We start from the raw sequence: 13,453 nt of genomic DNA, 5'->3' as shown, positions 1-13,453 counted from the left end.
ACTAACGCTCCTGCTGGTGAGAGGGATCGACAATGCCGTGGTTGCCGGTGGACGACGTCCCGGCCTGCCGGCCCTGCTGGATGCCCCGGCGGAGATTGGTCAGCCGGCCGCGCACGTCGCTGGGCGCGCGGGAGACCTGCGGACCGCCCTGCGGGGCCTGCTGCTGCGCGGTGCCGGCGACGAGATTGGCGCGCGGCACCCGGCGGGGCAGCCCGGACGTGGTGACCCCGCCCGAGGCCGGCTGGCGGATCTGCTCCGCCTGCCGCCACGTCTCGTCGTTCGGCGAGGTCCGCCACTGTGCGCCGGCGTCGGCCGGGGCGCCCTCGCGGGCGGCACCGCCCGCCGGCGCACCGGCGGCCGGCACGCCGCCGGCGGGCGTGTCACCCGGCGCGGCGCCGTCCTGGCCACCGTCGCGGCGCGGCAGCGGCGGCACACCGGCGGCGGCCGCCGCCGGAGTGTTGAACCAGTTGGACTCGATGGTGTCGAAGATCGGCGTGCGGTCGTCGACGGGGCGGGCGTCCGTGGTGCCGAGCGGGTCGCCGCGGAGCGGACCGCTCAGCGGGTCGCCGAGCGGGTCCTGGCCCGCCGGGGCCCGTCCGGCGTCCGGCTGCCGGACCTGCCCGGCCGGCTCCGCGCGCCCGGTCGCGGGGCGCGGGAACTGTCCGGTGGTCTCGAACGGTTCGGTGTCGGCGTCGGGCCGCGGGAACTGTCCGGTGGTCTCGAACGGTCCGGTGTCGGCGTCCGGCCGGGGGAACTGCCCGGTGGTCTCGAAGTGCCCGGTGTCGGCGTCCGGCTGCGGGAACTGCCCGGTGTCGCCGGGTCCGGCGGCCGCCCAGGTCGGCTCGCGGTCCGCGGCCGGGGCACCGCCCCGACCCGCACCGCCCCGACCCGCGCCGTCCCGACCCGCGCCGGGCCGCGGCCCGCCGAAGCCGGGCCGGGCGAACGCGGAGGTGTCACCGGGGCCGGCGGCCGGCGCGGGCCGCTGGAAGGTGCCGGTGGTCTCCGGCTCCTCGTGGCCCCGCGGCCGGTCCTGCGCCTCGCGGGGCGTCATCGGCCAGTCGTCGTCGGAGCCGCGGTCCCGGCGCACGCCCAGGGGCGCGTCGCCCGTCCGCCCGGCGTCCGCGGGAGCCGCTCCGGCCCCGCCGCCCGGCAGTTCGGCCGCCGCGTTCCGGGTCGGCAGCTGCGGCCGCTCCTCGCGTCCGGGCAGGCCGGCGGGCGGCGCCACGGTCGGGGTGCGGCCGTCCTCGGCACCGCGGCCCGCCTCCGCGCCACGGACCGGCAGTGCGGGCCGCGCCCCGGCGGCGTCACCGCCCGGACCGGGCGCGGACGGTGCGGTGCGGCCGCCGGGAGCCGGCGAGCCGAAGGCGTTCGGGGCGCCGCCCTGGCCACCGCGGCCGGGCAGCGCGGGCCGCCCGCCGGGGCCGGAGCCGACCTGGCCGCGCGGCTGCAGCCCGGCCAGCCGGCTGCTGGGTGCGCCGCCGCCCTCGCCGGGGCTCTTGGCGGTGCTGGGCGCCGGCTTCTTGCCGCCCTGGGCGACGTCGACCGGCAGCATGACCAGTGCGGTGGTGCCGCCGGAGTCGGACGGCCGGAGCTGGATGCGGATGCCGTGCCGCAGGGACAGCCGGCCGACCACGAACAGACCCATCCGCCGGGACACCGAGACGTCCACGGTCGGCGGGCTGGCCAGCCGCTCGTTGATCGCCGACAGGTCCTCGGGGGAGAGGCCGATGCCGGTGTCGTGGATCTCGACCAGGACGCGGCCGTCGGGCAGCGCGTGGCCGGTCACCTTGACCTTGGTCTGCGGCGAGGAGAACGAGGTCGCGTTCTCCAGCAGCTCGGCGAGCAGGTGCACGAGGTCGTTGACGACCCGGCCGGCGACCTCGGTCTGCGGGACCGCGTTCAGCTCGATCCGCTCGTACTGCTCCACCTCGGAGGCGGCGGCCCGCAGGACGTCGACCAGCGGCACCGGACGGGTCCACCGGCGGCCCGGCTCCTCACCCGCGAGGACGAGGAGGTTCTCGCCGTTACGGCGCATGCGGGTGGCGAGGTGGTCGAGCTTGAAGAGCGAGGAGAGCTGGTCCGGGTCGGCCTCACGGGACTCCAGTTCGGAGATCAGCGAGAGCTGACGCTGGATCAGGCCCTGGGAGCGGCGCGAGAGGTTGGTGAACATCGCGTTGACGTTGCCCCGCAGCAGCGCCTGCTCGGACGCCAGCCGGACCGCCTCGCGGTGGACGTCGTCGAACGCCGCGGCCACCCGGCCGATCTCGTCCCGGCTGTGCACACCGACCGACTCGACGGAGGTGTCCACGTCCTGCGGGTCGGACTCGGACAGCTGCTTGACCAGCTCGGGCAGTCGGTCCTGGGCGACCTTCTGCGCGGTGTCCTGGAGCCGGCGCAGCGAGCGGACCATGGAGCGGGCCACGACGAACGCGCCGACCAGCGAGACGCCGAGGACCAGCAGGATCACCGCGCCGTTGAGGATCGCGTCCTGGGTCGCGGCGTTGCGCAGCTCGCGGGACTTCTGCTCCATCTCGGACAGCAGCGAGGTCTCGATCCGCGACATCTCGTCGATCTTGACGGTGTCGGAGTCGTACCAGTCCAGGTACTTGTACTCCTGGCTGCGGATGCCGTTCGTGCTGGCGAAGGCCCGGTGCGCGAACGCGTACGCGGCCTTGATCTCGTCGTTGTTGCCGTCCAGACCGCGGGTGAGGGCACCGGCGTTGCCGCTGTAGATCTGCGAGAAGCGGTCCCGGGCGGCCTTCTCGTTGTCCTCGGCGCTGCGGCCGGCCTGCCGGTCGTTGGCGGAGAGCTGCGGGCCGCCCGAGTGTGCCAGACCGGCACTGACCAGGGCGCGCTGGATCGACGCGTACTCCTTGGCCGACGAGAACGCCGCCAGGGCACGGGTGCTGCGGATCATCTCCGGGTTGCTGGTGGCCTGCGCCATGTCCTGCGAGAGGTCCAGCAGGGAGGCGATCAGCTGGTTGTAGTCGGTGACGGTCCGCGCGACGTTGTTGTCGTCCTTGTAGGCGTTGGCGCGGATCTCGTTGAGGGTGTTGAGCTGGCGGCCGATCTCCAGGACGGTCGCCCGGACGCCGGCCATGGTGGCGTCGTCGGGCTTGATGTCGCCGGTGGCCTGGTTGAAGGAGACCTTGGCGCGGTCGGTGGCCTCGCGCGGGGCCACCACACTGGCGTCGTCCTTGACGTTGCCGGTACCGGCCAGCGGGCCGGCCGACTTGTCGCGCTCGACCTGGAGGGCGTCGGCGAGCTCGGTGGCCTGCCGGGTCATCTCGGTGAGCAGCTGCATCTTGTCGAGCTGGTCGATGTTGTCCAGCTCGGTGTTGACGCGCAGGGCGCCCAGGGTCGTCGCCGCGACGACGGGGAGCGCGAGCAGCGAGACGAGCCGGGTGCTGATGCGCCAGTTGCGCAGCGCTATTCGACTGCCGGGCCCGCTGGGGCTGTTCTTGGGCTTGCCGCCGTCCGCGGCGTCATCACCCGGAGTCTGGCCGCGGTCTGTGCCGCCGCGCAGCTCCGGGTCCGCCGCAGCGTTGCCATCCCTCTTGAAACGTCCCTGCACTAGCGTCGCAACCTCTGGACCAGGCGTCCCACCGCGCCAACGGCGGGACGGTGTCGAGTCGAAGGGGGACCGCGAAGTCCCCCGTGGCGGTCGTGATGACCGGCGGGCCATCCCCTCTGGCAGAGGGAGCGGCACCACCGCGCGGCGCTCCTTCGCGCCTCTGCGCGCCGGCGAAAAGTGCGGCGGTCCGTGGAATTCCAGCACAGTGCCGGATCTCCAACAAGAGCGGAGCCGGTCACCGTGACATGGGTGACGCAATGTACGGAATGCGTTACGACCGGTTGAAGACGGCCCGCATGATTCCGGACTTTTACCCGCGAGTCGCCCACCCTCGCCCCTTGTCCCAGGTGCGGTGATCAGGAGCGGAACATGCGGTTCAATCCGGCAATGTCCGTTTCGACCATGGATGTTGATCAAGGGAAATGCGGCATATGTCACACCCTTCGTGAGGAAACTCACAGGAAGATCGCCGACTTTCCCGCTGATCCGCAGGGAATAGCGCGCTTAGCCTGACGCTTTACACAGTTGCGTAAAACGACAACGCGCAGAAATGCAACGTTCGGCAACTCTTCCCGACCAGACGCGAGGCATACCGCAGTGAAGACGACGATGATGTTCCGCAACATAGCCAACCCGCGGCGCACCACCCTGGCCCACCTGGAGGACGCCGAGGAGCTCGGCACCCTGGAGGCCCCGGAGCACACCGTCGACCTGCCCCGCCAGACCGCCAATCCCCGCCGCACCGTCCTGAACGACCTGCCGAAGCAGGACGTCACGGCCTGAACGGACGGCGATGCGCGCAGGCCCCCGCGATAGCCTGGAGTGTCAACTCCGGCCAATGATCATGAGGGGCAGCGGCAACCCGTGCGCATCGCCAGATTCTCCATCGACGGCAACGTCGGCTTCGGTGTCCTCGAAGGAGACGAACTCGACGTCATCAAGGGGCATCCGTTCGCGGAATTCGAGCGCTCGGGCCAAAAGGTCCCCCTCGACAAGGTGCGGCTGTTGCCGCCGGTCCTCCCCAACAAGGTCGTGGCGATCGGCCGCAACTACGCCGAGCACGCCGCCGAACTGGGCAACGAGGTCCCGGACACGCCGGTCACCTTCTTCAAACCGTCGACGTCGGTGATCGGGTCCGGCGACCCCATCACCTACCCCTCCTTCTCCCAGGAGCTGCACCACGAAGCGGAGCTGGCCGTCGTCATCGGCCGGATGTGCCGCGAGGTGCCCCGCGAGCGGGTCAAGGACGTCATCCTCGGCTACACCTGCGCCAACGACGTCACCGCGCGTGACGTCCAGCGCCGCGAGAAGCAGTGGGCCCGGGCCAAGGGCTTCGACAGCTCCTGCCCCCTGGGCCCCTGGATCGAGACGGACCTCGACCCGAGCGACCTCACCATCCAGTGCACGGTCAACGGCGAACAGCGCCAGCTCGGCCGCACCAGCGAGATGGTCCGCCCGATCGAGGACCTGATCGTCCACATCACCGAGGCGATGACGCTGCTCCCCGGCGACGTCGTCCTCACGGGCACCCCGGCCGGGGTCGGCCCGCTCAACGTCGGCGACGTGGTCGCCGTCACCATCGAAGGCATCGGCACTCTCACCAACAAGGTGATCAAGCGTGGCTAACGCGACCCCCGGAACCCCCGTCCGCGTACGTTTCTGTCCCTCCCCGACCGGCAACCCGCACGTCGGCCTGGTCCGTACCGCCCTGTTCAACTGGGCCTACGCCCGGCACACCGGCGGCCAGCTGGTCTTCCGCATCGAGGACACCGACGCGGCCCGCGACTCCGAGGAGTCCTACAACCAGCTGCTGGACTCGTTCCACTGGCTCGGCTTCGACTGGGACGAGGGCCCCGAGGTCGGCGGCCCGCACGCCCCCTACCGCCAGTCGCAGCGGATGGACCGCTACAAGGACGTCGCCGAGAAGCTGCTCGCCGCCGGCCACGCCTACCACTGCTACTGCACCACCGAAGAGCTCGACGCCCGCCGCGAGGCCGCCCGCAAGGCCGGCAAGCCCTCCGGTTACGACGGCACCTGCCGCGAGCTGACCGCCGAGCAGAAGGCCGCCTACGAGGCCGAGGGCCGCGCCTCGATCGTCCGCTTCCGGATGCCCGACGCGCCCATCGCCTTCACCGACCTGGTCCGCGGCGAACTGACCTTCACCCCGGAGAACGTCCCGGACTACGGCATCGTCCGCGCCAACGGGGCCCCGCTCTACACCCTCGTCAACCCGGTCGACGACGCCCTGATGGGCATCACCCACGTCCTGCGCGGCGAGGACCTGCTCTCCTCCACCCCCCGCCAGATCGCCCTCTACCGGGCCCTGATCGAGCTGGGCATCGCCTCGGCCGTCCCCGAGTTCGGCCACCTGCCCTACGTCATGGGCGAGGGCAACAAGAAGCTCTCCAAGCGCGACCCCCAGGCCAACCTCAACCTCTACCGGGAGCGCGGCTTCCTCCCCGAGGGCCTGCTGAACTACCTGTCCCTGCTGGGCTGGTCGTTCTCCGCGGACCAGGACATCTTCACCATCCCCGAGATGATCGAGAAGTTCGACATCGCGGACGTCAACGCCAACCCGGCCCGCTTCGACCTCAAGAAGGCCGAGGCGATCAACGCCGAGCACATCCGCCGGCTCGACGTGAAGGACTTCACCGCGGCCTGCGAGCCCTGGCTGAAGGCCCCCTTCGCCAACTGGGAGCCCGCGGACTTCGACCAGGCCGCGTGGCAGGCGATCGCCCCGCACGCCCAGACCCGCCTGACCGTCCTCTCCGAGATCACCGCCAACGTCGACTTCCTCTTCCGCACCGAGCCGGTCGACGACGAGGCGTCCTGGACCAAGGCCATGAAGGGCGACCCGGTGGCCCTGCTCACCACCGCCCGCGCCAACCTGGAGTCCGCGGACTGGACCGCCGGCCCCGAGCCCCTCAAGCAGGCCGTCCTCGCCGCCGGCGAGCAGCACGGCCTCAAGCTCGGCAAGGCCCAGGCCCCGGTCCGGGTGGCCGTCACCGGCCGCACCGTCGGTCTCCCCCTCTTCGAGTCCCTGGAGATCCTCGGCAAGGAGCGCACCCTCGCCCGCATCGACGCGGCCCTGGCCAAGCTGACCGCCTGACCCGACCGCACCCGAGGGACCCCGGGCCCGGAAGCGACCCCGCTTCCGGGCCCGCCCCCTTTCCCGCCCACCGCCCGTTAGATTCCCGGCATGCCCCTCCATGCCGTCCTCTGGGACATCGACGACACCCTCTTCGACTACACCGGCTCCGACCGCGCCGGCGTGCTGCGCCACCTGCGGGCCGAGGGGCTGCTGGCCGCGTACGGCGGCGAGGCGGCGGCGCTGGCCCGCTGGCGGCACGCGATGGAGACCGAGTTCGCCCGGTTCCTCGCGGGCGAGCTGGGCTTCCTGGAGCACCGCAGGGCCCGCGCCCGGACGTTCCTGGGCGCCCCGCTGAGCGACACGGAGGCGGACGCCTGGTTCGCCCGCTACGTCGCCCACTACGAGGCGTCCTGGGAGCTCTTCCCGGACTCCGCGCCGACCCTGGAGGCACTGGCCCCCCTGGTGCGCCAGGCGGTGCTCTCGAACTCCTCCACCGCCAACCAGGAGCGCAAGCTGACCACCCTGGGCATCCGGGACCACTTCGAGGCGGTGCTGTGCGCCGACGGCCTGGGATACGCCAAGCCCGCCCCGGAGGCCTTCCTGGGAGCCTGTGCGTCCCTCGGGCTGCCACCGACCGAGGTGCTCTACGTGGGTGACCGTCTCGACGTCGACGGCCTGGGTGCCCGGGACGCCGGCCTGGCGGCCGTGTGGCTGGATCGCGCGGGTGCCGAGGAGCAGCCGCCGCCGGGGGTGCGCCGGATCCGAGGGCTGGCCGAGCTCCCCGAGTTGGTGCGCGGGGTTATCGGTTTTGGAGCACCCTCCGCGATCAGGTAATGTTCTTCCTGCGCCGCCCGAGAGGGCCGAAAGGCCCGGACCGGAAAGCGCAGATCAAGGCAAGGCCCCCCACTGGGGGTTGCACTTTGATGGCCTATGGTGTAATTGGCAGCACGACTGATTCTGGTTCAGTTAGTCTTGGTTCGAGTCCAGGTAGGCCAGCTCGCAGAGCTCATCTGCAAGGCCCCCGTTGTGTAGCGGCCTAGCACGCCGCCCTCTCAAGGCGGTAGCGCCGGTTCGAATCCGGTCGGGGGTACAGATCCTTCTCGGGGAGGCAGTCCGGGTCGCACCCACTGTCACTCACGCAGGATCGCTAGGGCCCCCGTTGTGTAGCGGCCTAGCACGCCGCCCTCTCAAGGCGGTAGCGCCGGTTCGAATCCGGTCGGGGGTACTGGTCTACACCACCATGGCCTATGGTGTAATTGGCAGCACGACTGATTCTGGTTCAGTTAGTCTTGGTTCGAGTCCAGGTAGGCCAGCTCGCAGAGCTCATCTGCAAGGCCCCCGTTGTGTAGCGGCCTAGCACGCCGCCCTCTCAAGGCGGTAGCGCCGGTTCGAATCCGGTCGGGGGTACATCGAAGAAAGGCCCTCCGCATCATGCGGAGGGCCTTTCTGCTGTTCTCGTATGGCAACTCGTGTCGGTGTCCAACGGCCTTGTGCGGCCGGGCGGTTGGTGCGCGGCGGGAGGTGGCGGCCCGCGGCGGGTGGGCAGTTGGGCGAGCGGGGCGGCGCGTCGGGGAGTGCGCCGGCCGGCCGCCGCGGGGGAGCGGGGCCGGCCGGCGGGGCTCAGCCGCCGTTGCGGCGCAGGCCCTCGGAGAGGCGGGCGGCGGCGTCGATGACGGCCTGGGCGTGCATCCGGCCGGGGTGGCGGGTCAGGCGCTCGATCGGGCCGGAGACGGAGACGGCGGCCACCACGCGGTTGGAGGGGCCGCGGACGGGCGCGGAGACCGAGGCCACGCCCGGCTCCCGCTCGCCGATCGACTGGGCCCAGCCGCGGCGCCGTACGCCGGACAGCGCGGTGGCGGTGAAGCGGGCGCCCTGGAGGCCCCGGTGCAGCCGCTCCGGCTCCTCCCAAGCCATCAGGATCTGGGCGGAGGAGCCGGCCTTCATGGTCAGCGTGGAGCCCACCGGGACGGTGTCCCGCAGTCCGGACAGCCGTTCCGCCGCCGCCACGCAGATCCGCATGTCGCCCTGGCGGCGATAGAGCTGGGCGCTCTCGCCCGTCACGTCGCGCAGGTGCGTGAGCACCGGTCCGGCCGTCGCCAGCAGGCGGTCCTCGCCGGCCGCCGCGGCCAGCTCGGAGAGCCGTGGGCCCAGGATGAACCGGCCCTGCATGTCCCTCGCCACCATCCGGTGGTGTTCCAGTGCCACGGCCAGCCGGTGGGCCGTGGGTCGTGCGAGCCCGGTCGCCGCGACCAGCCCGGCGAGGGTGGCCGGACCGGACTCCAGAGCGCTCAAAACCAGAGCTGCCTTGTCGAGAACGCCGACGCCGCTAGAGTTGTCCATGCAACGATACTCGCGTCTCACAGTGTGAAACGCAAGTTCAATTTTCCATGGAAGTCGTCACTCTGTAGATGCGGCCCTCGACCAGGGCCCGGCGTCAGGCCCGCAGGGGATATGAGCGGGTCACCGCGCACAGACGAGCAAGGCCGGCACAGTGGCCGGCCGGAGGGAAAGCGATGGGACGGACACTCGCGGAGAAGGTCTGGGACGACCACGTCGTCCGGCGCGCGGAAGGCGAGCCCGACCTCCTCTTCATCGATCTGCACCTGCTGCACGAGGTCACCAGCCCGCAGGCGTTCGACGGCCTCCGCAAGGCCGGCCGCCAGGTGCGGCGGACGGACCTGACCATCGCCACCGAGGACCACAACACCCCGACCCTCGACATCGACAAGCCGATCGCCGACCCGGTCTCGCGCACCCAGCTGGAGACCCTGCGCAAGAACTGCGCGGAGTTCGGCGTCCGACTGCACCCGCTGGGCGACGTCGAGCAGGGTGTCGTCCACGTCGTGGGGCCGCAGTTGGGGCTGACCCAGCCCGGCACCACCGTCGTCTGCGGTGACAGCCACACCTCCACCCACGGCGCGTTCGGCGCGCTGGCGTTCGGCATCGGCACCAGCCAGGTCGAGCACGTCCTGGCCACCCAGACGCTGCCGATGGCGCCGTTCAGGACGATGGCGATCACCGTGGACGGCGAGCTGCCCGACGGTGTCACCGCCAAGGACCTGATCCTGGCGATCATCGCCAAGATCGGCACCGGCGGCGGCCAGGGCTATGTCATCGAGTACCGCGGCTCGGCCATCGAGAAGCTGTCGATGGAAGCCCGGATGACCATCTGCAACATGTCGATCGAGGCGGGCGCCCGGGCCGGCATGATCGCCCCCGACCAGACCACCTTCGACTACCTCCAGGGCCGCGACCACGCCCCCGAGGGCGAGGACTGGGACGCCGCCGTGGCGTACTGGAGGACGCTGCGCACCGACGACGACGCGGTTTTCGACGCCGAGGTCGTCATCGACGCCGCTTCGCTGGCGCCGTTCGTCACCTGGGGCACCAACCCCGGCCAGGGTGCGCCCCTTTCGGCGAACGTCCCCGACCCGGCTTCGTACGAGGACCCCTCGGAGCGGCACGCCGCCGAAAAGGCCCTGGAATACATGGGGTTGACGGCCGGTCAACCGCTCCGTGAGATCTCCGTGGACACCGTCTTCGTAGGTTCGTGCACCAACGGCCGCATCGAGGACCTGCGCTCGGCGGCCTCGGTCCTGGAGGGCCGCAAGGTCGCGGACGGGGTGCGGGTGCTGATCGTCCCCGGCTCGGTGCGGGTCGCGCTGCAGGCCGTCGAGGAGGGGCTGGACAAGGTCTTCACCGCGGCCGGCGCCGAATGGCGGCACGCGGGCTGCTCGATGTGCCTGGGCATGAACCCCGACCAGCTGGCGCCCGGTGAGCGCTCCGCGTCCACCTCCAACCGCAACTTCGAGGGCCGGCAGGGCAAGGGCGGCCGCACCCACCTGGTCTCCCCGCAGGTCGCCGCCGCAACGGCGGTTCTCGGCCATCTGGCCTCACCGGCCGACCTGGCCGGCCAGTCCGACGTCGTCACGCCCGCGGGAGTCTGAACCATGGAAGCTTTCACCACCCACACCGGCCGGGCCGTTCCGCTGCGCCGCAGCAACGTCGACACCGACCAGATCATCCCGGCCCACTGGCTGAAGAAGGTCACCCGCGACGGCTTCGAGGACGGGCTGTTCGAGGCGTGGCGCAAGGACCCGGAGTTCGTCCTCAACCAGGAGGCGTACAAGGGCGCGACCGTCCTGGTCGCGGGGCCCGACTTCGGCACCGGCTCCTCGCGTGAGCACGCCGTCTGGGCGCTGCAGAACTACGGCTTCAAGGCCGTCGTCTCCTCGCGGTTCGCGGACATCTTCCGCGGCAACTCCCTCAAGAACGGCCTGCTGACGGTGGTCCTGCCGCAGGAGACCGTGGACCGGCTGCAGAAGCTGGTGGAGTCCGACCCGACCGCCGAGGTGACGGTCGACCTGGTCAACCGCGAGGTCCGTGCCGAGGGCGTCACCGCCGGCTTCGAGCTGGACGAGAACGCTCGTTGGCGGCTGCTGGAGGGTCTGGACGACATCAGCCTCACCCTTCGGGAGGAGTCCGACATCGCTGCCTACGAGGCGAACAGGCCCTCCTTCAAGCCGCGTACCATCGAGGTCTGACCTCGGGTTTTATGGCTCAAAGGCTTATTGCGTACGATGCGCCCCCTGTGCAGTTGGCAGGGGGCGCATCGGCTTGTAGAGCCGGGCGTTGAGGCCCCGTGAAGCGACAACTCGCCGCAGATGGCACAATTAGCGCATGGAACGCGACGACCAACTCAAGCTCTACGGTTTCGTCGCCGACCGACTCAAGGACGCACACGCAAGGGTGCGGACACTGCAAGTCCCGGAGGGCGTACGGATGGCGCTGACCCGGAAGCTGCTCGTCATCACGGCCGCGGCTAAACACGATCTTGCGGACGCGGCAAGGCGTCTGGAGTGGTTCATGAGCGACCTTGACGAAGGTCGTTATCCCGAAGATGTGCATGCCGATGGAAGTCCGTGAAGGTCGAGTCCGTTGCGGCACAAGGGTGATTAGCCCGTTTCGTGTTTGATTTGCGGTATATATCTGCCTAACGTGCGAAAAAGCTTGGAAACTTTCGTTCCAGCAATGTCTCCGAAGGGGAAGACGTGAACAAGGCGCAGCTCGTAGAAGCCATTGCCGACAAGCTCGGTGGCCGCCAGAACGCCGCGGACGCGGTGGACGCCGTACTGGACGCAGTCGTCCGTGCAGTTGTCGCGGGCGACCGCGTTTCGGTCACCGGTTTCGGCTCGTTCGAGAAGGTGGACCGCCCGGCCCGTTACGCGCGTAACCCGCAGACGGGTGAGCGGGTGCGGGTCAAGAAGACCTCGGTGCCCCGTTTCCGCGCCGGTCAGGGCTTCAAGGACCTGGTGAGCGGCTCGAAGAAGCTCCCCAAGGGTGGCGAGGTCGCCGTCAAGAAGGCGCCCAAGGGCAGCCTGACCGGCGGTGCCGCCATCAAGAAGGCCGCGGCGAAGAAGGCCGTCGCCAAGAAGGCCGCTGCCAAGAAGGCGGCGCCGGCGAAGAAGGCCGCGGCGAAGAAGACCACCGCGAAGAAGGTCACCGCGAAGAAGACCACGGCGAAGAAGGCGGCGCCCGCGAAGAAGGCCGCCGCGGCGAAGAAGGCCACCGCGGCGAAGAAGACCACCGCGAAGAAGGCCACGGCGAAGAAGACCGCGCCGGCCAAGAAGGCCACGGCGAAGAAGGCCCCTGCCAAGAAGGCCACGGCGCGCAAGACCACCGCCAAGAAGACCACCGCCCGCAAGCGGTAATTCCACGGCGGCAACCCCATGCCAGGCGCCGGGCCGGTCTCCCTCCGGGGAGCCCGGCCCGCGGTGCGTGCCCACCAGGGCCGCCGTCTACCCTTGCCCCATGCAGGCCACCGCGTACACCTACGACGAGACGACCCGCTCCGGCAGCGTGCTGCTGGACGACGGGACCCCGCTGTCCTTCGACGCGGCGGCCTTCGACGCCGGCGGCCTGCTCCTGCTGCGCCCCGGTCAGCGGGTGCGCATCGAGGTCACCGGCGAGCGTGACGCCCGGCGGATCGTCCTCGTCACGCTCCAGACGCTCTGACCTGCGGCGCCACCACGCCGCCCGGAGCGCCTGACAGATCCCCGGCGCCGAGGACGCCGGCGCGGCCCGGTGTGCTCAGCACGGTCGCCCACTCCGCCCAGCCCGGGACCCGCGGGGCCTGCCGCGCGGTGTGCGGGCCGACCCCCAGGGCCAGCGCGGCCCGCAGGTCCTCCCCGGTGTCCACGTCCTGGCGCACCGACGGCACGTCCGGCGCGGCGATCTCCCGCGCCCCGGAGGCCAGGTGACGGGCCCGGGAGGGGCCGCCGAAAGCCGGGTCCAATTCCGTACCGGAAGTCGCCGACAGAAGTGTTGTCCCGATTTCCGCCGCATCCGCGAGAAATGCCCGCGGAAATAGCGCGGCGGAATGGAGCACGGTCGCCAGCTCGGCCGGGCGGAGCGCCGGGAGATCGGCGTTCAGTGCGGCGACCGGCGCACCGGGCCGCCGCGCCCTTACCACGGCCGCGCCATGGGCCAGTGCGGCATTCAGTCCGTTGGCCGGAGCGTCCGGCACGATGCGCGCCCCCAGCGCCGCCAAGTGCTCCCCGGCCACCGGATCGTCCGTGACAACCGCCACATCCCGCACGTCCGCGCAGGCCAGCGCGGCGGCCACGGTGTCCAGCGCGAATGCCAGCGCCAACTTCGGGCGGAACTCCTCGCCGGCGGCCCCGGAGAGCCTGCTCTTGGCCCGCACCAGCGGTTTCAGCGGCACTACGAGGCTCCAGCCCACATCCGCTCCGTCTCTTCGCATCGGGATCATTCTCACCTGCCGCCGG

Annotated in this window: 12 protein-coding genes and 5 tRNA genes; 14 read left to right on the top strand and 3 right to left on the bottom strand. The window is 71.0% G+C overall.

Annotation, left to right across the window (positions count from 1 at the left end):
- Window position 1 precedes the first annotated feature (1 nt).
- On the bottom strand, window positions 2-3,574 hold the full coding sequence (locus SNOUR_RS13185; protein ID WP_067346684.1) for a sensor histidine kinase: 3,573 nt from the start codon (window positions 3,572-3,574) through the stop codon (window positions 2-4).
- 609 nt (window positions 3,575-4,183) lie between these two features.
- On the opposite strand from SNOUR_RS13185, the gene SNOUR_RS47130 reads away from it, so the two are divergent.
- The 9 genes from SNOUR_RS47130 to SNOUR_RS13140 all read left to right on the top strand — a co-directional run bounded on the left by SNOUR_RS47130 (window position 4,184) and on the right by SNOUR_RS13140 (window position 8,072).
- Complete coding sequence (locus SNOUR_RS47130; protein WP_099055686.1) at window positions 4,184-4,357, top strand: hypothetical protein; 174 nt, start codon at window positions 4,184-4,186, stop codon at window positions 4,355-4,357.
- 81 nt (window positions 4,358-4,438) lie between these two features.
- Window positions 4,439-5,200: a fumarylacetoacetate hydrolase family protein gene (locus tag SNOUR_RS13175; RefSeq protein WP_039632480.1), complete on the top strand. Its 762-nt coding sequence runs from the start codon at window positions 4,439-4,441 to the stop codon at window positions 5,198-5,200.
- A complete protein-coding gene (gltX, locus tag SNOUR_RS13170) occupies window positions 5,193-6,683 on the top strand; it encodes a glutamate--tRNA ligase (protein WP_067346680.1) in 1,491 nt (496 codons plus the stop codon). The genes SNOUR_RS13175 and gltX overlap by 8 nt, the downstream gene beginning before the upstream one ends.
- A 90-nt stretch (window positions 6,684-6,773) precedes the next feature.
- Window positions 6,774-7,499 (top strand): HAD family hydrolase, encoded by a 726-nt coding sequence (locus tag SNOUR_RS13165; protein WP_067346679.1) that lies wholly within the window; start codon window positions 6,774-6,776, stop codon window positions 7,497-7,499.
- 90 nt (window positions 7,500-7,589) lie between these two features.
- Window positions 7,590-7,661, top strand: a tRNA-Gln gene (locus SNOUR_RS13160).
- 21 nt (window positions 7,662-7,682) lie between these two features.
- Window positions 7,683-7,755: transfer RNA gene (locus tag SNOUR_RS13155), tRNA-Glu, on the top strand.
- A gap of 62 nt (window positions 7,756-7,817) precedes the next feature.
- Window positions 7,818-7,890 (top strand) — tRNA-Glu (locus SNOUR_RS13150).
- Window positions 7,891-7,906: 16 nt separating this feature from the next.
- Window positions 7,907-7,978, top strand: a tRNA-Gln gene (locus SNOUR_RS13145).
- Between the two features lie 21 nt (window positions 7,979-7,999).
- Window positions 8,000-8,072 (top strand) — tRNA-Glu (locus SNOUR_RS13140).
- A 213-nt stretch (window positions 8,073-8,285) separates the two neighbouring features.
- On the opposite strand, the gene ndgR is transcribed toward SNOUR_RS13140, so the two are convergent.
- Window positions 8,286-9,005, bottom strand: coding sequence for an IclR family transcriptional regulator NdgR (gene ndgR / locus SNOUR_RS13135; RefSeq protein WP_018541140.1), 720 nt, complete (start codon window positions 9,003-9,005; stop codon window positions 8,286-8,288).
- A 173-nt stretch (window positions 9,006-9,178) separates the two neighbouring features.
- On the opposite strand from ndgR, the gene leuC reads away from it, so the two are divergent.
- From leuC to SNOUR_RS13110, 5 genes are all read left to right on the top strand, one after another.
- On the top strand, window positions 9,179-10,612 hold the full coding sequence (gene leuC, locus SNOUR_RS13130; RefSeq protein ID WP_067346677.1) for a 3-isopropylmalate dehydratase large subunit: 1,434 nt from the start codon (window positions 9,179-9,181) through the stop codon (window positions 10,610-10,612).
- A 3-nt stretch (window positions 10,613-10,615) separates the two neighbouring features.
- The gene (gene leuD, locus SNOUR_RS13125) at window positions 10,616-11,209 is read left to right on the top strand and encodes a 3-isopropylmalate dehydratase small subunit (protein ID WP_067346675.1); all 594 of its coding nucleotides are present in this window, start codon (window positions 10,616-10,618) and stop codon (window positions 11,207-11,209) included.
- A 136-nt stretch (window positions 11,210-11,345) separates the two neighbouring features.
- On the top strand, window positions 11,346-11,591 hold the full coding sequence (locus SNOUR_RS13120) for an SCO5555 family protein (protein WP_039632468.1): 246 nt from the start codon (window positions 11,346-11,348) through the stop codon (window positions 11,589-11,591).
- A 125-nt stretch (window positions 11,592-11,716) separates the two neighbouring features.
- On the top strand, window positions 11,717-12,376 hold the full coding sequence (locus tag SNOUR_RS13115; RefSeq protein WP_067346674.1) for an HU family DNA-binding protein: 660 nt from the start codon (window positions 11,717-11,719) through the stop codon (window positions 12,374-12,376).
- A gap of 100 nt (window positions 12,377-12,476) precedes the next feature.
- Entirely contained in the window at window positions 12,477-12,680 is a 204-nt protein-coding gene (locus SNOUR_RS13110; RefSeq protein ID WP_067346672.1) for a hypothetical protein, read from the top strand.
- On the opposite strand, the gene cofC is transcribed toward SNOUR_RS13110, so the two are convergent.
- Complete coding sequence (cofC, locus tag SNOUR_RS13105) at window positions 12,661-13,428, bottom strand: 2-phospho-L-lactate guanylyltransferase (RefSeq protein ID WP_312632560.1); 768 nt, start codon at window positions 13,426-13,428, stop codon at window positions 12,661-12,663. The genes SNOUR_RS13110 and cofC overlap by 20 nt on opposite strands.
- Window positions 13,429-13,453: the final 25 nt, after the last annotated feature.

This window comes from Streptomyces noursei ATCC 11455, assembly GCF_001704275.1.
GTDB classification, from domain to species: domain Bacteria; phylum Actinomycetota; class Actinomycetes; order Streptomycetales; family Streptomycetaceae; genus Streptomyces; species Streptomyces noursei.
The sequence above is the reverse complement of the archived record's forward strand: the minus strand, read 5'-3'. Positions and strand labels throughout refer to the sequence as shown.

Bases quoted from the DNA above. Each gene is read 5' to 3' on its own strand.
- SNOUR_RS13120 (WP_039632468.1), top strand. From the start codon at position 11,346: ATGGAACGCGACGACCAACTCAAGCTCTACGGTTTCGTCGCCGACCGA.
- cofC (WP_312632560.1), bottom strand. From the start codon at position 13,428: ATGCGAAGAGACGGAGCGGATGTGGGCTGGAGCCTCGTAGTGCCGCTG.
- SNOUR_RS47130 (WP_099055686.1), top strand. From the start codon at position 4,184: ATGATGTTCCGCAACATAGCCAACCCGCGGCGCACCACCCTGGCCCAC.
- ndgR (WP_018541140.1), bottom strand. From the start codon at position 9,005: ATGGACAACTCTAGCGGCGTCGGCGTTCTCGACAAGGCAGCTCTGGTT.
- SNOUR_RS13165 (WP_067346679.1), top strand. From the start codon at position 6,774: ATGCCCCTCCATGCCGTCCTCTGGGACATCGACGACACCCTCTTCGAC.
- leuC (WP_067346677.1), top strand. From the start codon at position 9,179: ATGGGACGGACACTCGCGGAGAAGGTCTGGGACGACCACGTCGTCCGG.
- SNOUR_RS13110 (WP_067346672.1), top strand. From the start codon at position 12,477: ATGCAGGCCACCGCGTACACCTACGACGAGACGACCCGCTCCGGCAGC.
- leuD (WP_067346675.1), top strand. From the start codon at position 10,616: ATGGAAGCTTTCACCACCCACACCGGCCGGGCCGTTCCGCTGCGCCGC.